Source organism: Oceanisphaera profunda (assembly GCF_002157895.1).
Taxonomy (GTDB): domain Bacteria; phylum Pseudomonadota; class Gammaproteobacteria; order Enterobacterales; family Aeromonadaceae; genus Oceanimonas; species Oceanimonas profunda.
In genome coordinates, this window is record NZ_CP021377.1 from 1,475,991 (window position 1) to 1,497,121 (window position 21,131).

A 21,131-nucleotide genomic window follows, 5' to 3' on the forward strand; every position below is an offset into this window, starting at 1 on the left:
AACCGGTAAGCGAACAAGAAGGTCACCGCGCTACGAAGCCACTTTTGAACACCGGTCAAAACATGTGCTTGGTCACCAAATGGTCACGGTTTGGTCACGATGTGTGTTTGACAAAACTAGAAAGGATGGGTTTACTGAGAGACAGACAGCAAAAAGCCCTTAGCTTTCAAAAGCTAAGGGCTTCTTTAAAATGGCGGAGTGGACGGGACTCGAACCCGCGACCCCCGGCGTGACAGGCCGGTATTCTAACCAACTGAACTACCACTCCGCAAAGATGGGATAGTTAAGATACTAAATGAGTTGCCTGGCAGTGACCTACTTTCACATGGCAGCTGCCACACTATCATCGGCGCGGCTGCGTTTCACTACTGAGTTCGGCATGGGATCAGGTGGTTCCACAGCGCTATGGCCGCCAGGCATAAATTGTAATCTGGAAAGCTGGTTTGTAGTTGTCGTACTGTTTAAGCACGCTAACTTGAATAATTTGTTTGTTCTTGACCGCAAGGTCTCACACTTCTTGGGTGTTGTATGGTTAAGCCGCACGGGTAATTAGTATTGGTTAGCTCAATGCATCGCTGCACTTACACACCCAACCTATCAACGTTGTAGTCTCCAACGGCCCTTTAGAGGGCGTAAAGCCCTAGGGATGACTCATCTTGAGGCTCGCTTCCCGCTTAGATGCTTTCAGCGGTTATCGATTCCGAACGTAGCTACCGGGCAATGCATCTGGCGATACAACCCGAACACCAGGGGTTCGTCCACTCCGGTCCTCTCGTACTAGGAGCAGCTCCTCTCAATCATCCAACGCCCACGGCAGATAGGGACCGAACTGTCTCACGACGTTCTGAACCCAGCTCGCGTACCACTTTAAATGGCGAACAGCCATACCCTTGGGACCGACTTCAGCCCCAGGATGTGATGAGCCGACATCGAGGTGCCAAACACCGCCGTCGATATGAACTCTTGGGCGGTATCAGCCTGTTATCCCCGGAGTACCTTTTATCCGTTGAGCGATGGCCCTTCCATACAGAACCACCGGATCACTATGACCTACTTTCGTATCTGCTCGACCTGTCCGTCTCGCAGTTAAGCTGGCTTATGCCATTGCACTAACCGTACGATGTCCGACCGTACTTAGCCAACCTTCGTGCTCCTCCGTTACTCTTTAGGAGGAGACCGCCCCAGTCAAACTACCCACCAGGCACTGTCCGCAACCCCGATAAGGGGCCTACGTTAGAACATCAGACATACAAGGGTGGTATTTCAAGGATGGCTCCACGACAACTGGCGTCATCGTTTCACAGCCTCCCACCTATCCTACACATGTAGGGCCAATGTTCAGTGCCAAGCTATAGTAAAGGTTCACGGGGTCTTTCCGTCTAGCCGCGGGTATACGGCATCTTCACCGCAAATTCAATTTCACTGAGTCTCGGGTGGAGACAGCGTGGCCATGATTACACCATTCGTGCAGGTCGGAACTTACCCGACAAGGAATTTCGCTACCTTAGGACCGTTATAGTTACGGCCGCCGTTTACTGGGGCTTCAATCAAGAGCTTCACCCGAAGGCTAACCCCATCATTTAACCTTCCAGCACCGGGCAGGTGTCACACCGTATACGTCCTCTTGCGAGTTTGCACAGTGCTGTGTTTTTGATAAACAGTTCCAGCCACCTGGTCACTGCGGCTGAGTCACGCTCCATCCGCAAGGGATTTCACATGCCTCAGCGTACCTTCTCCCGAAGTTACGGTACTATTTTGCCTAGTTCCTTCACCCGAGTTCTCTCAAGCGCCTTAGTATTCTCTACCCGACCACCTGTGTCGGTTTGGGGTACGATTCACGTGTACCTGAAGCTTAGAGGCTTTTCCTGGAAGCGGGGCATCAGTGACTTCACCGCCGTAGCGATTTCGTCTCAGGCCTCAGCATTGTGCGTCCGGATTTACCTAAACACACTGCCTACACCCTTTCACCAGGACAACCAACGCCTGGCCCACTTAGCCTTCTCCGTCCCCCCATCGCAGTACACGTCAGTACGGGAATATTAACCCGTTTCCCATCGACTACGCCTTTCGGCCTCGCCTTAGGGGTCGACTCACCCTGCCCCGATTAACGTTGGACAGGAACCCTTGGTCTTTTGGCGTGGAGGTTTTTCACCCCCATTATCGTTACTCATGTCAGCATTCGCACTTCTGATATCTCCAGCATGCTTCACAACACACCTTCGCAGACTTACAGAACGCTCCCCTACCACGCACTCAATAAAGAGTGCATCCGCGGCTTCGGTGCATAGTTTAGCCCCGTTACATCTTCCGCGCAGGCCGACTCGACCAGTGAGCTATTACGCTTTCTTTAAATGATGGCTGCTTCTAAGCCAACATCCTGGCTGTCTGAGCCTTCCCACTTCGTTTCCCACTTAACTATGACTTTGGGACCTTAGCCGGCGGTCTGGGTTGTTTCCCTCTTCACGATGGACGTTAGCACCCACCGTGTGTCTCCCGGATAGTACTTTGCGGTATTCGGAGTTTGCATAGGGTTGGTAAGTCGGGATGACCCCCTAGCCTAAACAGTGCTCTACCCCCGCAAGTATTCGTCCGAGGCTCTACCTAAATAGATTTCGGGGAGAACCAGCTATCTCCCGGTTTGATTGGCCTTTCACCCCCAACCACAAGTCATCCCCTAATTTTGCAACATTAGTGGGTTCGGTCCTCCAGTTGATGTTACTCAACCTTCAACCTGCTCATGGCTAGATCACCGGGTTTCGGGTCTAATCCTAGCAACTATTCGCCCAGTTAAGACTCGGTTTCCCTACGGCTCCCCTATACGGTTAACCTTGCTACTAAAATTAAGTCGCTGACCCATTATACAAAAGGTACGCAGTCACCCAACAAGTGGGCTTCCACTGCTTGTACGTACACGGTTTCAGGTTCTATTTCACTCCCCTCACAGGGGTTCTTTTCGCCTTTCCCTCACGGTACTGGTTCACTATCGGTCAGTCAGGAGTATTTAGCCTTGGAGGATGGTCCCCCCATATTCAAACAGGATATCACGTGTCCCGTCCTACTCGATTTCACTGTAAATGACGTTTGGTGTACGGGGCTATCACCCACTACGGCTGGTCTTTCCAGGACCATTCCACTACATCATAAACAGCTTAAGGGCTGGTCCCCGTTCGCTCGCCGCTACTAGGGGAATCTCGGTTGATTTCTTTTCCTCGAGGTACTTAGATGTTTCAGTTCCCTCGGTTCGCCTCGTAACGCTATGTATTCACGTTACGATACTCTACTAAGTAGAGTGGGTTTCCCCATTCGGATATTACGGACTCAAGCGCTTCTTACCAGCTCATCCGTACTTAACGCAGGTTAGCACGTCCTTCATCGCCTCTGACTGCCAAGGCATCCACCGTGTACGCTTAGTCACTTAACCATACAACCCCAAGAAGTGTGTTTTATACGGCTTCATCTTAGTGATTTCTTCGTTGCGGCTTTCACTCGTGCTATCACATAGAAAACTATGCTCAAGCACTCATTCAAGACCGCGCCTCGAACTCACGTCGATGACGCTCGTCTAAATATATTGCTATATAAAGACAGTATAAAAACAATTCTCTAAGCGGGGTCGTTTGCATCAGTGACTGATGCTTACAACTTATTTCGCCAAGAATTTCTAAGACACTTGCGTATCAAGAACTACAAATTATTTCTATCAGCTTTCCAGATTGTTAAAGAGCAAGAGTAGTTAAACTCTAAGCGTTAGACTTTAAAATAAGTTAATCTTTTAAAGCGTAATGCTTAGTGTTTGAGCGGCTTTAATGGCGTCCCCAAGGGGATTCGAACCCCTGTTACCGCCGTGAAAGGGCGGTGTCCTAGGCCTCTAGACGATGGGGACAAAACTCACGGGCACGAAGCTTCGCTTCGTAGTGAGTTTTGTAAGGGCGAGCGGCGAGCTCAGCGAACCCGAGCGACAAGAATAATGATATCCCTGTGCACCATTGATTTGCACCTTTCAAAACACACTTTATGACTTTTGCTAAAGGTGAGCGATGAGCTCCGCGAACCCGAGCGGCAAGAATAATACTATTCCTGTACTCCGGCTGCGCACACCGAATTATCAGAAGTAACTCTTCTGTTAATGTTTGGTGTGTAACCTTTCCCAAATCGCACATTTACTGATGAAGGCCTGTTTATATGGCGGACTATAGGCAAACCCGCCATCACGCCTTCATCAAAAGCGCTCTACTCATATATCAAGCAAACTGTGTGAACACTCAACAGCCGTTAAGTTAAGGTAAGGAGGTGATCCAACCCCAGGTTCCCCTAGGGTTACCTTGTTACGACTTCACCCCAGTCGTGAATCACAAAGTGGTAAGCGCCCTCCCGAAGGTTAAGCTACCTACTTCTTTTGCAACCCACTCCCATGGTGTGACGGGCGGTGTGTACAAGGCCCGGGAACGTATTCACCGTGGCATTCTGATCCACGATTACTAGCGATTCCTACTTCATGGAGTCGAGTTGCAGACTCCAATCCGGACTACGACGCGCTTTCTGGGATCCGCTCACCATCGCTGGTTGGCTTCCCTCTGTACGCGCCATTGTAGCACGTGTGTAGCCCTACCCGTAAGGGCCATGATGACTTGACGTCGTCCCCACCTTCCTCCGGTTTATCACCGGCAGTCTCCCTTGAGTTCCCGCCATTACGCGCTGGCAACAAAGGATAAGGGTTGCGCTCGTTGCGGGACTTAACCCAACATCTCACGACACGAGCTGACGACAGCCATGCAGCACCTGTATCAGCGTTCCCGAAGGCACCAATCCATCTCTGGAAAGTTCGCTGTATGTCAAGGGTAGGTAAGGTTCTTCGCGTTGCATCGAATTAAACCACATGCTCCACCGCTTGTGCGGGCCCCCGTCAATTCATTTGAGTTTTAACCTTGCGGCCGTACTCCCCAGGCGGTCAACTTAATGCGTTAGCTCCGAAACCCACGTCACAAGGACACAGACTTCAAGTTGACATCGTTTACAGCGTGGACTACCAGGGTATCTAATCCTGTTTGCTCCCCACGCTTTCGCACATGAGCGTCAGTCTTTGTCCAGGGGGCCGCCTTCGCCACTGGTATTCCTTCCAATCTCTACGCATTTCACCGCTACACTGGAAATTCTACCCCCCTCTACAAGACTCTAGTTTGCCAGTTCCAAATGCAGTTCCCGAGTTGAGCTCGGGGCTTTCACATCTGGCTTAACAAACCGCCTGCGTGCGCTTTACGCCCAGTTATTCCGATTAACGCTTGCACCCCTCGTATTACCGCGGCTGCTGGCACGAAGTTAGCCGGTGCTTCTTCTGTGGTTAACGTCACAGTGTAAACGTATTAAGCTCACACCTTTCCTCACCACTGAAAGTGCTTTACAACCCGAAGGCCTTCTTCACACACGCGGCATGGCTGCATCAGGGTTTCCCCCATTGTGCAATATTCCCCACTGCTGCCTCCCGTAGGAGTCTGGGCCGTGTCTCAGTCCCAGTGTGACTGGTCATCCTCTCAGACCAGTTAGAGATCGTCGCCTTGGTGAGCCATTACCTCACCAACAAGCTAATCTCACTTGGGTTCATCCAATCGCGAAAGGCCCGAAGGTCCCCTCCTTTCCCCCGTAGGGCGTATGCGGTATTAGCCATCGTTTCCAATGGTTATCCCCCACGACTGGGCAGATCCCCAAGCATTACTCACCCGTCCGCCGCTCGTCAGCAAAGTAGCAAGCTACTCTCTGTTACCGCTCGACTTGCATGTGTTAGGCCTGCCGCCAGCGTTCAATCTGAGCCATGATCAAACTCTTCAATTAAAGACTTGATGCTCAATGAATTACTGATATATCTATTACTAGGTACACTTTGCAAGACATTGAAAAACAATATTATTTTGTTCTCAACGTGCTGCTAAGTGCCCACACAGTTTGCTTGATAAATTGTTAAAGAGCGTTGACCGTATCTCAGGTCGGGATGCGTATTCTACGCATTCCTCAGTGTTCGTCAAGTGTTTGTTTCAAACTTAATTTCCGTTCTTACAAACCCTTGTGACCGTGAGCGTGTTGCCCCGTGTCAGTGGAGGCGAGTATAGAGATCTGAGCTTTTAGCGCAAGGGCTTTTACACGATAAATGACACTTTAATGACTGACCGCTCAAACACCCAGCAAGCGCACAAGATACCCACAGAGTTATGCACAAAGCACCGTTGTGAACCGCCTGACACCACAAGCCGTTCACAGATCCACGCCAGCATCAGGCTGAACATAAACATCTATATAGTGGTCATTTTGATGTTTGTGCTGGGGTCTTTGCATTAGTAGATGGATCTCGCCGCTTAAAGTAGCGACTATATAGATAGTGCGAAGCTCAACGTAAGACGGTGTCTGGCTTTAAAATGATGGCTGGGCGTTGCTACTCAGCGCTTTTTAAGTTATTCCAGATCACGCTTAGCGCTAACAAGCATTACTCCATACCTCAATTGAGGCTATGCTGTAATCGGTAGTGGGTAACGCCCTACCATATGCATGCTATTTACATTCATCCACTTTGAGATTGGACTGCCGATGAAGTTATCCCATTATCCTGTTTATATTCAGTCTGCCTTTTATGCAGTTGTGCTGGCCGTGATTGGTTATTTTATTATTAGCTGGGCTGCGCCTACGCTTGATCCTGCTATCTGTATGGCTGTTGGTTTGCTGTTAGGGGGATTTTTAGTTCCGTTATTTACTCGTCCCCCGGTACCGGCGGCTATTCCTACTACTACCTTATATGTCGGTAATCTTCCTTACCGCGCCAACGAAGCTTCGGTAAGATCATTGTTTGAAGAATTTGGTCAGGTGTTATCAGTACGCTTGATGAAGGATAAGCACACCGGCAAACGCCGTGGCTTTGGTTTTGTGGAAATGCCCAGCGATGCAGCCATGGCAGCACAGCAGGCGTTGAACGATTCTGAGTTTCAACAACGCACCCTAAAAGTGCGCGAAGCAAATGAACGCAAAGATGATGAAGAAGATGCAGAGCAAACCTCTTAAGTTTGCTCATGCACTTTAACTCTGATGTTTAAGGCATAAAGCAGTTAAGTTCGCCAAAGCCTTCTTTACTAAAAGCCCTCGCTTGTTGCAGGGCTTTTTTTGTGTGCTCAGTACAAAACAATAGCCCTGCTTTATCTTCTGTCTGCACTGGCTTGTTACTATTCGCTCCTGCTGGCTGCAATAGCAAACTCCCCACTCGCCGAGCGATGGCTGCTCCTGAGTCAATCAATTTAGTCTGTGGCAAGCATTGGCTGATTTCAAAAGCTAACAATGGGAAGTGTGTACAGCCCAGCACTAAGGTGTCCGGTGCTTGCTCACCCAACCAAGGCGCCAATATTTGCTGTAGCCGTTTTAAATCCACCGGCAGCCCAGCTAATTTATCTTCCGCCATCTTCACCAACTCAGTGGTACCCAGCATAGAGACCGTTAAGTCTGCGGCGAAGCTTTGCACGAGTTCGGCCGTGTAGCGGCGAGATACTGTGCCAGGTGTAGCCAACAAACCAATATGAGCAGGCTGGTTTGGATGAGCAAGTTGGCGCTGGCGACTATATTCAGCAGCAGGCTTAATGGCGGGTACCACACCCACCACAGGAATGGATAAGCACTGGCGCAAGGCGGGAAGCACATGCGTACTGGCGGTGTTACAGGCGATCACAACTATATCTATCGGATGCTGTGCGACGAAGGCGCTAAACAATTTTATCACTCGTTCGACTAACTGCGACTCACTCAGCTCACCGTAGGGAAAGTAGGCGTTATCGAACAGATAGAAGTACTGATGACCTTTAAGGGTTTGGCTAAGTTCGCGATACACAGACAAGCCGCCCATGCCGGAGTCGAAGATAAGAATGTTCGCCAACTTTTTACCCTTCTATATAAGCGGCCCTTGTTGTCTAAAGGCTTACTTTTACTGAGCAAGGATCGCCCTCGCTGTGCAGGTTCACATCATAACGCTAAAGCCAAAAATGCAAAAGCCGGCACTGGGCCGGCTTGATATTGTGCATTAACGCTTAGTACGATTAGAAGCGGTAATCTGCACCCATGTAGAACTCCATGTCGGGGGCGTTGTAGCCACTAACTACCTGATAGTCTTTGTCGAACAGATTATTGATCTTACCGTTCAAGGTCAATTGCTGCGTGAGTGGATAACGAGCACCTATGTTCCAGATGGTGTAAGAAGGGGTGTACTCCTTATTAGCTGCGCCATAAGTCTCCCGATTACCCATATACAAAACTTGGGCGAACAGATTAGCCTTCGCTATATCCATATCAGCAGTCCAACTGAATTTACGCTTGGCACGATTAAGCAACTGCTTCTCAGTTCCAATATCTTTAGCATCAGTGTAATCAAAACTAGCAGTATGATTTACTGGTCCAGTATTTGTTTTTACTACTAACTCAACACCTTTGATTAAGGCATCTGTATTCTTTGTCGAATTAACAAGCGAATAAGGAGGGGTGTTAGAATACACCATTAAATTACTTATCTCATTTCGATAAAAATTCAGCTGCCAATTTAACAGATCATAATCACCAGTAAAGTCTAACTCCCAGTTTTGTGACTTTTCTGGTTCCAGAGAATCTACATCTTCTGCAGAAGCGATTTCACCAAAAGTGGGTGCCCTAAATCCGGTACCATAACTCAGCGTAGCTGTATGTTCTTCAGTTAAAGCCAGTGACAATGCACTTTGCCAAGTGCCATGAGTACCAAATTGCTCGTTATCATCCACTCGACCAGTTAGCTCAACAGAAACGGGGCTCCAAGTATGAAAAACGGAAGCAAAGATACCCGTATTATCACGATCTGCCGCATCATAACGTAACATATTAGTTTTAACATATACGGGATCAAAGTTAGGTGGTGGGAAATCATATTCATTGACAGCGTTTATTGATTTAGACAACAAACGATCTTGTTGCCAATCCATGCCTGCTAATGCATAGCCTTGACTAGAATAGCTATATTGCACTAAGCCATCGAGGCGAGTCGTTGCTGTACTAATATTAGTAGCGTTACCCTGCCCTGCTCTTTCATTCCAGTTTTTAGACTCATACTCACCATAACTGGCATTTAGCTGACCGGCTAATTGCTGAGCTTGATACTGTAATCCAGTATCAAGCTGATAGGATTTAACTTTATTTTTATTAGAGCCCGCAGGCTCATTCGCAGCAAATGGCTTACCATAATCAAATTCAAGATTATTTTCCCAGCCATTAAAATTAGCATCCCAAACCCAAGTCTGATTCAGCTGGTGCTCAATACCTAGAGTCAAATTTTTGCTATCAAACCCATCCCGATCCGTCTGGCTGTTATTAGGGACCACATCGTAACCACGAGTTTCACGGTAACCAGTGGCTAGCTGTAGGCGAGTATCTTCGGTGACCCACTGGTTGATAGAAAAATCGGCTGCGTAATAGTCGTTACTCCCGCCAGTTACACTAAGCTGGGTGTCATTAATTTGAGAGGTGGTAATGATGTTAACTACGCCACCGATGGCTCTTGAACCGTAAATAGCGGCACGTGGACCACGAATATACTCGATACGCTCGACGTTGTTTACCGGCAACTGGCTAAAGTCGACGTTAGAGTTGACCATCTGCGCCATAGGACGGCCATTTAGTAACACGAGTACATGATTAGAGTTAGTGCCGCGTACAAAAAGGCTACTAGTCTGACCGATACCACCATTTTGACTACCAAACTGCATACCCGGCAGGGTTTCGAGCAGGTCAACTAAGGAGCGCGGCTGGCGACGCTCAATGTCGGCTTTGGTAATCACTTCTACGGGTGCGAGTGCACTGGTGAGCGGTTGTTTCACTTTGCTGTAAATGGTGATTTCGGTGGCATCATCAGCTTGAGGTGTAGAGTTTTGGGCAAACGCCGCCCATGGCAACAGTACAACTGCCGCCAGCCATTTCTTAGACATGTTATTACTTCCTAGTACGCGTAGTGATTAGCAACGGGCCATTCCCGTTGGCTCTTTGGCAGGTTTTCGGACTTAGAGGCTCGAGCTGTTTGCTCACCTAAACGACGGCTTCCCACCCTCTTTTTGAGTTGGCAGTGCTTGGGTTTCCCCGTGTCGTGTCGTTCCTCATTACCGCTGCGCGCCAGTTCCGGATTTACACCGGATTCCCGTTTATGCCGTTTGGCACCAAAGCGCGGGCATTATAGGGAAAGCCAACTCAGCTGTATATGCACATCCGGGAGCAAAATATGCATGCTCCCTTGTAAAAAGGAATATGCGCTAGGTCTCAAACTTGTTTAATTTACATAACAGTAACAACTAGCTATTTGCTAGGCTGCTTTAATCTATAGTTATGGTCTGACGCTGCCGGTGCATGCGTAGCAAGGAGAGAATAAGATGGCAAACGAACCAAAAGATAACAGTGGGCAGCCTAGCCGAGGCTTACATGAGCTTTATGCAGAAGATCCGATCAAGGCCGACGAACTAGTATGGGACCGCAAAACCGACGAGGGTAGTAGACGTGGCTTTCTTAAGCGCGGTGGTCTGCTCGCCATGGCCACCGCCATAGGAGCCAGCATTCCCTTTTCTAAGAATATGCCGGCTGGGCTTATTCCCGCCGCTTTTGCCCAGTCTAATGAACCTTTCGCCATACCAGGCAAAGAAGGTCTGGTAATTCTCAACGATCGGCCACTGAACGCCGAAACCCCGCCTCATTTATTGGATGATGAGATTACCCCCGCTAAGCATATGTTTGTGCGTAACAATGGGCTAATACCTGATGCCAGCGTGTTGGATCCGGCAAGCTGGACACTGGAAATTGCCGGCGAGTCCTGTGAAAAACCCACCACCTTTACCTTAGCCGAGCTCAAGTCTCGTTTTAAACACCATAGCTACCAGCTAACCGTTGAGTGTGGCGGTAATGGCCGCAGCGAATTCGCACCTGCTGCCAGTGGCAACCAGTGGACCACGGGTGCGGTCGCTAGCCCTAAATTTACTGGTGCAAGGCTGCGCGACGTACTAGAAGCGTGCGGCATTAAAAAAGACGCGGTTTATATCGGCTATTATGGTGCTGACTTACATCCGAGTGGCGATGCTAGCAAAGCAGCTATCTCGCGGGGCGTGCCTATGTCTAAGGCACTAGAAGACGAAACCTTGATTGCGTGGGCCATGAACGACGAGGATATGCCGGTGTTAAACGGTCATCCTTTACGTTTGGTGTGCGGCGGCTGGCCCGCTTCCACTTCTGGCAAGTGGCTGAAAAAAATCGTGGTCCGCGATAAAATACACGACGGCAATAAGATGGCCGCTCCTTCTTACAGCATGCCCAAATATCCAGTCGCACCCGGTACTCAGGTACCCGATGAGGACATGGAAATCATCGGCTCTATGCCGGTTAGATCGCTGATTACCTTTCCTAAAACCGGCATCACCCATCAATTGGGCGAGCCTTTGCCCGTGCGTGGCCATGCTTGGGCGGGCGATCTAGAAGTAAGCGACTTTTATGTGTCGATAGACTTTGGTACCACTTGGCAAAAAGCCGAGCTGCGGGCACCGGCTAATCGACTCGCTTGGCAACATTGGCACAGTGAGCTTACTTTTCCTGAAAAAGGCTATTACGAAGTATGGGCCAGAGCCGTAGACAGCGAAGGGCAAGCGCAACCTATGGTGGTGCCAGGATGGAACCCCAAAGGCTATTTAAACAATGCTTGTCACCGTATTGCGGTACAGGTTGTATAACAGGAGGACATAATGGCACACCCTATCGCTGTGAGTTTGTTATTGCTTGGGCTGTCGGCCACTCCTGCTTTGGCCGCAGAGCAAGATCCCCAAACCGGCTTTATTATGGCGCCGGGTTGGGAAACAGTACGCAATAATTGCATTGCTTGTCATTCGGCCAGTTTGGTCACCCAAAACAGTGGCAGCCGTGAACATTGGCTATCTTTGATCCGTTGGATGCAGGGTTCTCAAGGATTATGGGCGTTTGATGATAGTACAGAAAAAACGATTCTTGATTATTTAAGCAGCAATTATGGCCCTAAGGAAGACGCCCGACGCCCATCGTTGCGCGCCGACCAATTACCGGAAAACCCCTATCGTAAGAAGCAGTCTTAATAATTGATGCTGATATAAGGCACTTCTTCTACGTTTAGCCGATGCTTGATAGCAACGGTAAGTACAAAGAAAAAGTTAGCCAGTACATTGGCAAATCGGGGCAGGGTTTCATCGAAACTCCTGCCCTCTTGCTCTAAGCGCACCAGCATGCGTACTATTTTCTTACCGGTGCAACGGCATAAGTGCAGCTGCGGCACGGGCGCCGGCCCTCTGGGTAACACAAACCCCGTCACTCGACCTTCGCTCACTTGCTGATAATAGGTGTAGCGCGTTTTTAACCATTCGATATCTGCTTCAAAAATCCCATTCTTACCGCGCACCGAACCATTAAGGTTATAAATCAACGGCTGTAATTGCTCTAAATCGGCGCGAATATCGGCAAACTCTTCCGGCAACATCGCGAGCACCACGCCAATATGGCAGCAGAGTTCGTCGGTGAGGATTTCGTAATCACAAGTAAGTCGGGTTTCGTAGATAAACGGATAACACCATTCGCGAAGATCGGCAGGCTTAGGGCGGCGCATGTTGGCTCCTAGTAAATTAAATTTAAAGACTAAACATTTCTGGCCACGGAATCCATCGAAAACAATGTGAATGGTGAAGTGTAAAGAGTGAAGCGGGCGAGATAACACCGAACTCTGTAACCCCGCTCTTTTGCTGCCGGCTTTGGTGCTTACATTCGTTCCTATATTCTGCATAGGGATGCGTATTTGGCCGTTTTGCTAACTCCGTGGCAAACAACTCTCGAGATTAGGTTTAGTGTTGGCTAGGGCGCGTTCTCATTTGACGCTTCGGCTGCATTAGCTACCTTTATAGTATTTGAAGTAACTACTTGTGAGGTAACGACTTATGAGGCATTACTTGCTACGAGATGATCAATGGGAGTGCATCGAAGAACTGCTCCCGGGTAAAGCTAGCGATAGAGGCGTGACAGCACTCGATAATCGCAAATTTGTTGAAGCGGTACTTTGGATTGCTCGAACTGGCGCACCTTGGCGGGATTTACCTGATTTTTATGGGCATTGGCACCGCGTTTACGTCCGATATAGTCGTTGGTCTCACAAAGGCGTCTGGCTCACGATAATGGAGGAGTTATCCAAAGAAGCTGATTTTGAGCAACTCATGATCGACGGTAGTATCGTTCGTGTCCATCAACATGGGGCGGCTAAAAAAAAGAGCAAGATGCAGAAGCCATGGGGAAGTCTAGAGGTGGACTAACGACTAAAATCCATGCTGCCGTTGACGCTTTAGGCAACCCCGTGCGCTTACTGTTAACCCTAGGGCAGGCCTCAGAATATGATCAAGCAGAGGCATTGTTGGATGGTTTTACGCCTAGCCAGGTCTTGGCTGACAAGGGTTATGATTCAGATGCGTTTGTTGAAAGTATTCAAAGTGTTGGAGCAGAAGCGGTTATACCCTCAAGAAAAAATCGATTGGAGCCAAGGCCGTTGGATCGTCATGTTTATAAAGATCGCAACTTGGTTGAGCGTTTCTTCCAAAAGTTGAAGCAATTTCGTCGTATAGCAACTAGGTACGAACGACTGGCAAAAAATTACCAGTCAATGTTGAGCCTCGTGTCAGCCGTTATCTGGCTGGCATAATTGAGAACGCACCCTAGTTCGTTGGAATGGCCCGACTAAAGTAGACACCAGTTTAAGCAGCATTAAGTTGCTGCGCATATGCGTTGGGGGTTAATCCTCCCAGCGCAGTGTGTTGTCTTACTTTGTGGTAATACTGCGTGATGTAGAAGTGTATTTCTTCTGCCATCTCTTTACGAGTTAACAGCCCTAAACGGCGGGTCCATTCCTTTTTCAGTAAAGCAAAAAAGCTTTCTGAACACGCATTATCCCAGCAGTTTCCCCGGCGAGACATGCTGATAGTCACTTTACGTTTATTCAACCACGTCATGGTCGCCAGACAATGATATTGGCTGCCCTGGTCTGAGTGGAACATCAGCTCACGGCCATCAGGCTTCTGCTTCTTCCAAGCCTGCTTTAAGGCCTTAATCACTAATTCAGCACTATTAACCGGCCCTTGAGCCTTGCCCACTATCTGTCTGGTAGCAAGATCGATTATTACCGCCAGATAGAGCCAGCCTTCTTCACAGCGTATTTGAGTTATATCTGACACCCAAACACGGTTCTCTTCTGCAACCGTAAACTGTCGGTTTAACAGATTTGGCGTCGCAGCGATGCCTGGCTTATGTTTACGATGCCCGGGCTTTGGCGCGACACAAGAACGGTAGCCCACACTCTGTAATAGGCGTTGCACTTGATTCTTACCACAAGCAAAGCCTTGGTCAACCGCTTCGCGCCACAATTTCCGATAACCCGCAATACCATGTTGCTGTTCAGCTTCAGCCAATAAAAAGGCGAGCAGACTGCGATGACGCTCCGCCTGAACCGAAGGCTCTCGTTGGCGCTGCTTCCAACAATAATAACCCGCACGAGATACCTGGAGTACGCGACACATCACCAGTACCGTCCAGCTCATGCTGCGATACCGGTCGATGAAGGCAAATTTTATCGCCGTGTCTTGGTAGCGTACTCTTCCAGCTTTTTTAAGATATCGAGCTCCAGTTCAGCGCGCTCTAGCTTTTTCTTAAGACGCTTATTCTCTTGCTCTAACTGACGCAGGCTTTTATCTGGCCCTTCATTTTTAACGGGCTTATCCTGTTTCGAATCTGGTTTGTCCATTATCCACTCTCGACGCCAACGGCTTAATACGTTCGGATGCACCCCCAGCTCACTGGAGATTTCAGCTAATGTTTTAGGTGATGAAACAGAGAGTTTAACGGCTTCCCGCTTAAATTCATTACTAAATTTACGTTTGGTTCGGTATTGCATACACTTCCTCACTCTGAAGAAGTGTCTACTTATTCGGGGCCATTCCACGTTTGCCCCTTTACTCTTTACTCTTCACCCTTCACGCTCTGGTACGTGCTAGAATTTGCGCTTCGTTTTTAAGAGAGGCACATCATGAGCACAGTGGTTAACCCGCACACCTATCAGGCCCAGTTAGATGCAAAAATTGCTCAACTGCAGCAGACTTTTGCGCCTTTTAATCCGCCAAGCTTAGATGTGTTCGCTTCAAAACCAGAGCATTATCGGATGCGCGCCGAGTTTCGTATTTGGCATGATGATGAAGACTTGTATTACATCATGTTTGATCAAGTGACGAAGCAGAGATACCGCGTCGACCAATTCCCTACCGCCTCTTTACTGATCAATCAAGCCATGCCGGCCTTGTTGGCGGCGCTTAAGCCGGACGCCGTATTGCGCCGTAGCTTATTTCAGGTGGATTTTTTATCGTCTTTGAGCGGCGAGCTGGTGATCAGCCTCTTGTATCATCGTCAGTTAGACGAGGCTTGGCAGCAAGCCATGCAAGAGGTGCGTGAGCAATTACTGCAAGCAGGGATTAATGCCAGCATTATTGGCCGGGCGAAGAAGCAAAAAATCGTGCTCGGACAAGATTACGTCATTGAAAAGTTGCAGGTGACGACGCAGGTGGGCAAGCAAGAGCTAATTTATCAGCAAGTAGAAAACAGCTTTACCCAACCCAATGGCCACATGAATGAGCAGATGCTGAGCTGGGCATTAGCCGCCACTCAAGGTGCGAGCGGCGACTTACTGGAATTATATTGCGGTAACGGTAACTTCTCACTGGCTTTGGCGCCTAATTTTAGACGCGTATTGGCCACCGAGATTGCCAGTTCATCGGTAAAATCGGCGCAATATAATATTGCAGCCAATAACATAGATAATGTGACTATTTTGCGGATGTCGGCGGAAGAGTTTACTCAAGCCATGCGCGGTGTACGCGAGTTTCGCCGGCTGCGCGGCATTGATCTGAGTAGTTATGACTGCAATACCATATTGGTCGATCCGCCGCGTTCAGGGTTAGATGAAGAGACCGTAAAGCTGGTGCAAGAATACGACAATATTTTGTATATCTCATGTAACCCAGACACCTTGCAACAAAATTTAGCAACCTTGTCGCAGACTCATGAAATTAGCCGTTTTGCGCTGTTTGATCAGTTCCCCTATACCCATCATGTAGAGGCAGGGGTATATCTGAAAAGACGGTGAGGAGTGAGGGGGAAGAGTCATAAACGAAAGAGTATTTTCATAGTGATATTTTAATCAATTAATCGCCTTTTTGTTAATTACTTTTCCGTGAGCTTCCGTGTCTTCCGTGGCGAGAAAGTCTTTGAAGTCTGTCTTGTTTTTCGTCACGCAGCGCGATCAAAAAAGGGAGCCTAAGCTCCCTTTTTTCTATCATACGTGGAGATTAGTCCAGCATGTAGTTTTCTGGCAACTCGGTACGAGCTACGCCAGAGGCAACGGCAGCCAGTGCAACGGCACGAGCAACTCGTGGCAACAAACGTGGGTCCATTGGCTTAGGAATCACGTAGTCTTTACCGAAGGTCAGGCTTTCGTAACCTGAAGCGTCTAATACTTCCTGTGGCACTGGCTCTTTCGCCAAGGCACGGATAGCGTCAACAGCAGCAACTTTCATCTCATCATTAATCTGCGAAGCACGAACGTCTAATGCACCACGGAAGATGAATGGGAAGCACAACACGTTGTTGACTTGGTTAGGGTAGTCAGAACGACCGGTACCCATAACCAAATCTTGACGAGTTGCGTGTGCCAATTCTGGTTTGATTTCTGGATCAGGGTTAGAACAAGCAAAGATAACTGGCTTGTCGGCCATCATGGTAACAGCTGCAGCTGGCAATACGTCAGGGCCAGACACGCCTACGAATACGTCCGCGCCGTCCATTACATCTTCCAGCGTGCGCTTGTCGGTGTTGTTGGCAAACAGCGCTTTATATTCGTTCAAGTCGTCACGACGTGAGTGGATAACGCCATTGCGGTCCAACATGTAGATGTTTTCACGCAGCGCGCCACACTTGATCAGCAGTTGCATACACGCAACGGCAGCAGCACCGGCGCCCATGCACACGATTTGGGCTTCTTCGATCTTCTTGCCTTGTACTTCAAGAGAGTTGATCAGGCCTGCAGCAGTCACGATTGCAGTACCGTGTTGGTCATCGTGGAACACAGGTACGTTACAACGCTCAATCAGCGCCTTTTCGATTTCAAAGCACTCTGGTGCCTTGATATCTTCCAGGTTAATACCACCAAAGGTGTCGGCGATAGCGGCAACAACTTGGATAAATTCTTCGGTAGTGCGGTGCGTTACTTCGATATCAACGGAGTCGATATTCGCGAAGCGCTTAAACAGTAACGCTTTACCTTCCATTACTGGCTTAGACGCCAATGGACCTAAGTTACCTAGGCCTAAAATGGCGGTACCGTTGGTAATAACGGCAACCAAGTTACCTTTACCGGTATATTTGTAAGCGTTGTCTGGATCAGCGGCGATTTCGCGCACTGGCTCAGCCACACCTGGGCTGTAGGCTAAGGCGAGATCCTGAGCGGTTTCTGCCGGCTTACTGATTTCAACAGAGATCTTTCCTGGTGTAGGGAAAGCATGATAATCGAGCGCTTTTTGACGGAAGTCGGACATTCTACGAGTACCCTGATGTGATTGGAGACATTTAAACGAATTATGTGTGAACAAGTTTATCATAATGTTTATACAATGTGATAGTAATCAACTTATTCGACACGGCTTAGCAATATTCATTGCTTTATCTGATAAAACTGCCAGTGATGACTACCACCATAAGATGACCTCACCACGGCGATTAACTTTACTACTGATTACGCTTGTTTCGCCGAGCACACTTGGCCTCAAACAAACAAGACAGAAAGCATCATTCAACCCAATCTACAATAACGGCATTGAGCCTAATTCACGTACCTGGCCGGCTAATAACAGCCTTTGTTGGCTAAGTAGGTGTGCTAACTCTTACCTAATCATTACGCCTTTCGACACCAATAACCAGTTTCAATCGAATCTTAATTCGCATTTTATTCTGCAACGAATCTTTGTCGGTCTGAGCGTTTCTTTCATAGCGGAAAGACTGTGCTCTTCCTGATCTCTGGCATAACTCTGCCAGCAAAGCGGATTACTCTAGCTTCCTGAAAAATAGCAGTGTCACCCTCTATAATGTAGCGTAAGGAAACAATTTCGTCTGGCATAAAAGTTGGTCAATAAGCTGACTCGCCATCAGTCACAGTGTCACCCTTATCACCAAAAAACTTTGCTTATACTCGTTCTCTATATAATTCTGAGGGGCTTAAGTATGGATGAGATAAATATTATTGAGCCTCAAGTAAAAAAAAGGCAATAAAAAAGGCGCCCTTAGGCGCCCTCTTGCAGCGATAAACTCGCTTATTTCTTGCTGGCCAAGGCACCGAAGCGCTTGGTGAAGCGATCCACACGGCCGCCGCTATCAACCATCTTCTGCTTACCAGTGTAGAATGGGTGACAAGCACCGCACACGTCCAGGTTCAGGCTTTTACCTAAGGTAGAACCGACTTTGATCTCATTACCGCAAGAACATTTAGCAGTAATTTCTTTGTACTCTGGATGAATACCTTGTTTCATGGGGATAACCTCTGAATTTGTAGGCCGTGTCGCTATCTGATCCTATGCCAGACACCACACGTAACGATTCACGTTTTGTGAAGGGTGCGAATAATATAGTATCGCTTTTTTACAGGCAAGGATAACCGGAGGTTAATTCATCAATGTCGTCATCGACAACACTTGCTTTGCTTAGAGTAGTGCTGCCCGTCCCGCTACGTCGAGAGTTTGATTATCTTTGTCCTTTGCCATTGCCCGCTCCTGGTTGTCGGGTGGCGGTGTTGTTTGGCAACCGTTCCATGACCGGCTTAGTGCTGTCTCATCCCACAGACTCCAGTATCGATTTCGCAAAAATAAAACCGATTACCGCAGTATTAGATGCCGAGCCTATTTTAGCCGATGGCGAGCTCAAGCTACTGGCTTGGGCCGCGCAGTACTATTTATATGCCACGGGCGAAGTGTATTTTCAGGCGCTGCCCACATTACTGCGCAAAGGCGAAGCGGCCACGTATCGCAGTTCCAGTTTCTGGCACTTATTAGATAGCGAGGCCCAAGTACCCGCGCGAGCCATTAAGCAGCAGCAAGCACTCACACTGCTACGCCAAGGGCCGTTAAGCGCCGGCGAGTTGCAGGTGCGCGGGGTAAGCAGTGCTACCTTAAACGCCTTGGCCAAAAAGCAACTGGTTGAAAAACGCGACCAAGTTCCGCAACCCCAAGATTCGCGAGACATCCCTTGGGAGATCAGCGAGCAAGACAAGCACAGGCTCACCACAGAGCAAGCCTTAGCGGTGAGTGTGATTCAAAGCGCTTTGGGTTTCAGCCCGTTTTTATTAGAGGGCATTACTGGCTCCGGCAAAACCGAAGTCTATCTACAAGTAATGGAAGCCGTGCTCAAGGCGGGATTACAAGTGCTGGTTTTGGTGCCAGAAATTGGCCTCACGCCGCAAACAATTTCCCGTTTTCAACAACGTTTTAGCCTGCCGATTTGCACCCTGCACTCCGGCATGAACGAGCGTGAGCGACTCGACGCTTGGTTGTCCTGTGGTGATGGCAGCAGTGCCATCGTTATCGGCACTCGCTCCGCCCTGCTTACGCCCTTTGCCCGCTTAGGGCTGATTATTATCGATGAAGAACACGATACCTCTTTTAAACAACAAGAGGGTTTTCGTTATCACGCCCGCGACTTAGCGCTATTACGAGCCCATCAACTGGATATTCCCATCGTGCTGGGCTCGGCCACGCCTTGCTTTGAAAGTTTGCACAACGCCGCTCAAGGTAAATATCAGTTGTTAACCTTAAGCCAGCGCCCCGGCACTGCCACTGTCGCGGAGCATGTGTTGCTGGATAGCAAAAATGTGCAGATGCACGCTGGTTTATCGCCGCAACTGATTGAGTTATTGGGCCAAGAGCTGAGTAAAGGCAACCAGGTGATGCTGTTTTTAAATCGCCGCGGTTATGCGCCCGCGCTTTTGTGTCATGGCTGTGGCTGGATCGCTGATTGTGAACGCTGCGATGCCCACTTCACTTGGCACCAAAAGCCCTCGCGACTGCATTGTCATCATTGTGATCACCAGCGCCCGCTGCCGCCCGCCTGCCCCTGTTGTGGCAGTAGCCAGTTAATGGGCACTGGCCTTGGCACCGAGCAAGTCGAGCAAGCCCTCAGCGGCTTGTTTCCGCAATACGGTATTATTCGTATCGACCGCGATAATACCCGGCGCAAAGGCAGCTTAGAGCAGCACTTAGAAGGCATTCGCAACGGCCAATATCAGATCTTAATCGGCACGCAAATGCTGGCCAAGGGCCATCACTTTCCCGATGTAACCTTAGTGGCGATGTTAGATGCGGACGGCGCCTTATTTGCCAGTGACTTTCGGGCTACCGAGCGCTTTGCTCAGCTTTATATTCAAGTGGCGGGCCGCGCTGGTCGCGCCAGTAAACCGGGCCGCGTGATACTGCAAACCCATCAGCCGGACCACGCGCTGTTGCAAGACTTAGCCAATCAAGGTTACCGACACTTTGCCCACAGTGCGCTGCAAGAACGGCAACTGGCAAACTTGCCGCCCTTTAGTTTTCAGGCCTTGTTTCGAGCCAGAGCTACGGACGCACGCCAAGTGCAGACTTTTTTACAGCAATTGGTAGCACAGCTACAGCCGCATTTACCGGATACCGTGTTGTGCTTAGGCCCGCTAAGTGCCCAAATGGAGCGCAAAGCCGGCGAATATCGTTACCAACTATTATTACAATCGGGACAAAGGCGCGAGCTCGCCTCGGCGTGTCGGTTAGCGCTGGCTATCATCGATAAGTTGGCATCCGCCCGTAAGGTGCGTTGGTCATTGGATATAGACCCCGTCGATCTCTTTTAGAGATTGACCAGCTGTTACACTAGGCTATTGATTAAATAACGAATAACTCGCCAGTCGCGACTAACAAGCGCCTAGCGAAATGAATATAAGGCGACGAGTTTCGTCGCCGTCAGCAAAATACTTCTGTACTGAGATAACCTAGCGGGTG

12 protein-coding genes, 2 tRNA genes, 3 rRNA genes and 1 riboswitch are annotated in these 21,131 nt (G+C 49.0%); of the genes, 6 read left to right on the forward strand and 11 right to left on the reverse strand.

The annotated features are described in order from the left end of the window. Positions 1 to 191: 191 nt before the first annotated feature. From CBP31_RS06390 to CBP31_RS06410, 5 genes are all read right to left on the reverse strand, one after another. Positions 192 to 268 (reverse strand) — tRNA-Asp (locus tag CBP31_RS06390). A gap of 34 nt (positions 269 to 302) precedes the next feature. Further along, positions 303 to 417: ribosomal RNA gene (rrf, locus tag CBP31_RS06395) — 5S ribosomal RNA — on the reverse strand. 111 nt (positions 418 to 528) lie between these two features. Then, positions 529 to 3,421: ribosomal RNA gene (locus CBP31_RS06400) — 23S ribosomal RNA — on the reverse strand. Between the two features lie 386 nt (positions 3,422 to 3,807). Further along, positions 3,808 to 3,883: transfer RNA gene (locus tag CBP31_RS06405), tRNA-Glu, on the reverse strand. A 400-nt stretch (positions 3,884 to 4,283) separates the two neighbouring features. Further along, positions 4,284 to 5,826 (reverse strand): 16S ribosomal RNA (locus CBP31_RS06410). The 16S, 23S and 5S rRNA genes sit together here with 2 tRNA genes alongside, the layout of an rRNA operon. 747 nt (positions 5,827 to 6,573) lie before the next feature. On the opposite strand from CBP31_RS06410, the gene CBP31_RS06415 reads away from it, so the two are divergent. After that, positions 6,574 to 7,041: an RNA recognition motif domain-containing protein gene (locus tag CBP31_RS06415; protein ID WP_087035578.1), complete on the forward strand. Its 468-nt coding sequence runs from the start codon at positions 6,574 to 6,576 to the stop codon at positions 7,039 to 7,041. 28 nt (positions 7,042 to 7,069) lie between these two features. Here CBP31_RS06415 and murI read toward each other — a convergent pair whose 3' ends face one another. Together murI and CBP31_RS06425 are read right to left on the reverse strand one after the other, a co-directional pair. Next, complete coding sequence (gene murI / locus CBP31_RS06420; RefSeq protein WP_087035580.1) at positions 7,070 to 7,900, reverse strand: glutamate racemase; 831 nt, start codon at positions 7,898 to 7,900, stop codon at positions 7,070 to 7,072. A gap of 160 nt (positions 7,901 to 8,060) precedes the next feature. Continuing rightward, complete coding sequence (locus CBP31_RS06425; RefSeq protein WP_087035582.1) at positions 8,061 to 9,968, reverse strand: TonB-dependent receptor domain-containing protein; 1,908 nt, start codon at positions 9,966 to 9,968, stop codon at positions 8,061 to 8,063. A 40-nt stretch (positions 9,969 to 10,008) separates the two neighbouring features. Then, positions 10,009 to 10,213, reverse strand: a riboswitch (cobalamin riboswitch). 190 nt (positions 10,214 to 10,403) lie between these two features. Here CBP31_RS06425 and CBP31_RS06430 point away from each other — a divergent pair. Both CBP31_RS06430 and CBP31_RS06435 read left to right on the forward strand, forming a co-directional pair. Next, positions 10,404 to 11,744: a sulfite oxidase gene (locus CBP31_RS06430; RefSeq protein WP_087035584.1), complete on the forward strand. Its 1,341-nt coding sequence runs from the start codon at positions 10,404 to 10,406 to the stop codon at positions 11,742 to 11,744. A 12-nt stretch (positions 11,745 to 11,756) separates the two neighbouring features. Further along, positions 11,757 to 12,119 (forward strand): hypothetical protein, encoded by a 363-nt coding sequence (locus CBP31_RS06435; protein WP_087035587.1) that lies wholly within the window; start codon positions 11,757 to 11,759, stop codon positions 12,117 to 12,119. Here the strand turns inward: CBP31_RS06435 and CBP31_RS06440 are convergent. Next, the gene (locus CBP31_RS06440; protein ID WP_087035589.1) at positions 12,116 to 12,643 is read right to left on the reverse strand and encodes an ATP--cob(I)alamin adenosyltransferase; all 528 of its coding nucleotides are present in this window, start codon (positions 12,641 to 12,643) and stop codon (positions 12,116 to 12,118) included. The two genes, CBP31_RS06435 and CBP31_RS06440, sit on opposite strands and share 4 nt — an antisense overlap. 325 nt (positions 12,644 to 12,968) lie before the next feature. Between CBP31_RS06440 and CBP31_RS06445 the strand changes: the two genes are divergently transcribed. Further along, positions 12,969 to 13,720 (forward strand): IS5 family transposase gene (locus tag CBP31_RS06445; RefSeq protein WP_407668743.1). Its coding sequence is split into 2 segments (ribosomal slippage): positions 12,969 to 13,299 and positions 13,299 to 13,720, totalling 753 coding nucleotides; the frame shifts between segments, so codons are not numbered across the junction. 52 nt (positions 13,721 to 13,772) lie between these two features. Here the strand turns inward: CBP31_RS06445 and CBP31_RS06450 are convergent. Next, a protein-coding gene (locus CBP31_RS06450) for an IS3 family transposase (protein WP_087035592.1) occupies positions 13,773 to 14,965 on the reverse strand; the annotation gives its coding sequence in 2 pieces (ribosomal slippage) (positions 13,773 to 14,668 and positions 14,668 to 14,965; 1,194 coding nt in all). A gap of 132 nt (positions 14,966 to 15,097) precedes the next feature. Here CBP31_RS06450 and trmA point away from each other — a divergent pair. Beyond that, on the forward strand, positions 15,098 to 16,207 hold the full coding sequence (trmA, locus tag CBP31_RS06455; protein WP_087035595.1) for a tRNA (uridine(54)-C5)-methyltransferase TrmA: 1,110 nt from the start codon (positions 15,098 to 15,100) through the stop codon (positions 16,205 to 16,207). Positions 16,208 to 16,409: 202 nt separating this feature from the next. Here the strand turns inward: trmA and CBP31_RS06460 are convergent, their stop codons facing one another. Both CBP31_RS06460 and rpmE read right to left on the reverse strand, forming a co-directional pair. After that, positions 16,410 to 17,654: a malic enzyme-like NAD(P)-binding protein gene (locus CBP31_RS06460; RefSeq protein WP_087035598.1), complete on the reverse strand. Its 1,245-nt coding sequence runs from the start codon at positions 17,652 to 17,654 to the stop codon at positions 16,410 to 16,412. 771 nt (positions 17,655 to 18,425) lie between these two features. Then, positions 18,426 to 18,641, reverse strand: coding sequence for a 50S ribosomal protein L31 (rpmE, locus tag CBP31_RS06465; RefSeq protein WP_087035600.1), 216 nt, complete (start codon positions 18,639 to 18,641; stop codon positions 18,426 to 18,428). 143 nt (positions 18,642 to 18,784) lie between these two features. On the opposite strand from rpmE, the gene priA reads away from it, so the two are divergent. Then, positions 18,785 to 20,983: a primosomal protein N' gene (gene priA, locus CBP31_RS06470; RefSeq protein WP_087035603.1), complete on the forward strand. Its 2,199-nt coding sequence runs from the start codon at positions 18,785 to 18,787 to the stop codon at positions 20,981 to 20,983. The last annotated feature ends 148 nt before the right edge of the window (positions 20,984 to 21,131 follow it).

Bases quoted from the DNA above. Each gene is read 5' to 3' on its own strand.
- CBP31_RS06415 (WP_087035578.1), top strand. From the start codon at position 6,574: ATGAAGTTATCCCATTATCCTGTTTATATTCAGTCTGCCTTTTATGCA.
- CBP31_RS06430 (WP_087035584.1), top strand. From the start codon at position 10,404: ATGGCAAACGAACCAAAAGATAACAGTGGGCAGCCTAGCCGAGGCTTA.
- rpmE (WP_087035600.1), bottom strand. From the start codon at position 18,641: ATGAAACAAGGTATTCATCCAGAGTACAAAGAAATTACTGCTAAATGT.
- CBP31_RS06460 (WP_087035598.1), bottom strand. From the start codon at position 17,654: ATGTCCGACTTCCGTCAAAAAGCGCTCGATTATCATGCTTTCCCTACA.
- CBP31_RS06425 (WP_087035582.1), bottom strand. From the start codon at position 9,968: ATGTCTAAGAAATGGCTGGCGGCAGTTGTACTGTTGCCATGGGCGGCG.
- CBP31_RS06440 (WP_087035589.1), bottom strand. From the start codon at position 12,643: ATGCGCCGCCCTAAGCCTGCCGATCTTCGCGAATGGTGTTATCCGTTT.
- priA (WP_087035603.1), top strand. From the start codon at position 18,785: ATGTCGTCATCGACAACACTTGCTTTGCTTAGAGTAGTGCTGCCCGTC.
- CBP31_RS06435 (WP_087035587.1), top strand. From the start codon at position 11,757: ATGGCACACCCTATCGCTGTGAGTTTGTTATTGCTTGGGCTGTCGGCC.
- trmA (WP_087035595.1), top strand. From the start codon at position 15,098: ATGAGCACAGTGGTTAACCCGCACACCTATCAGGCCCAGTTAGATGCA.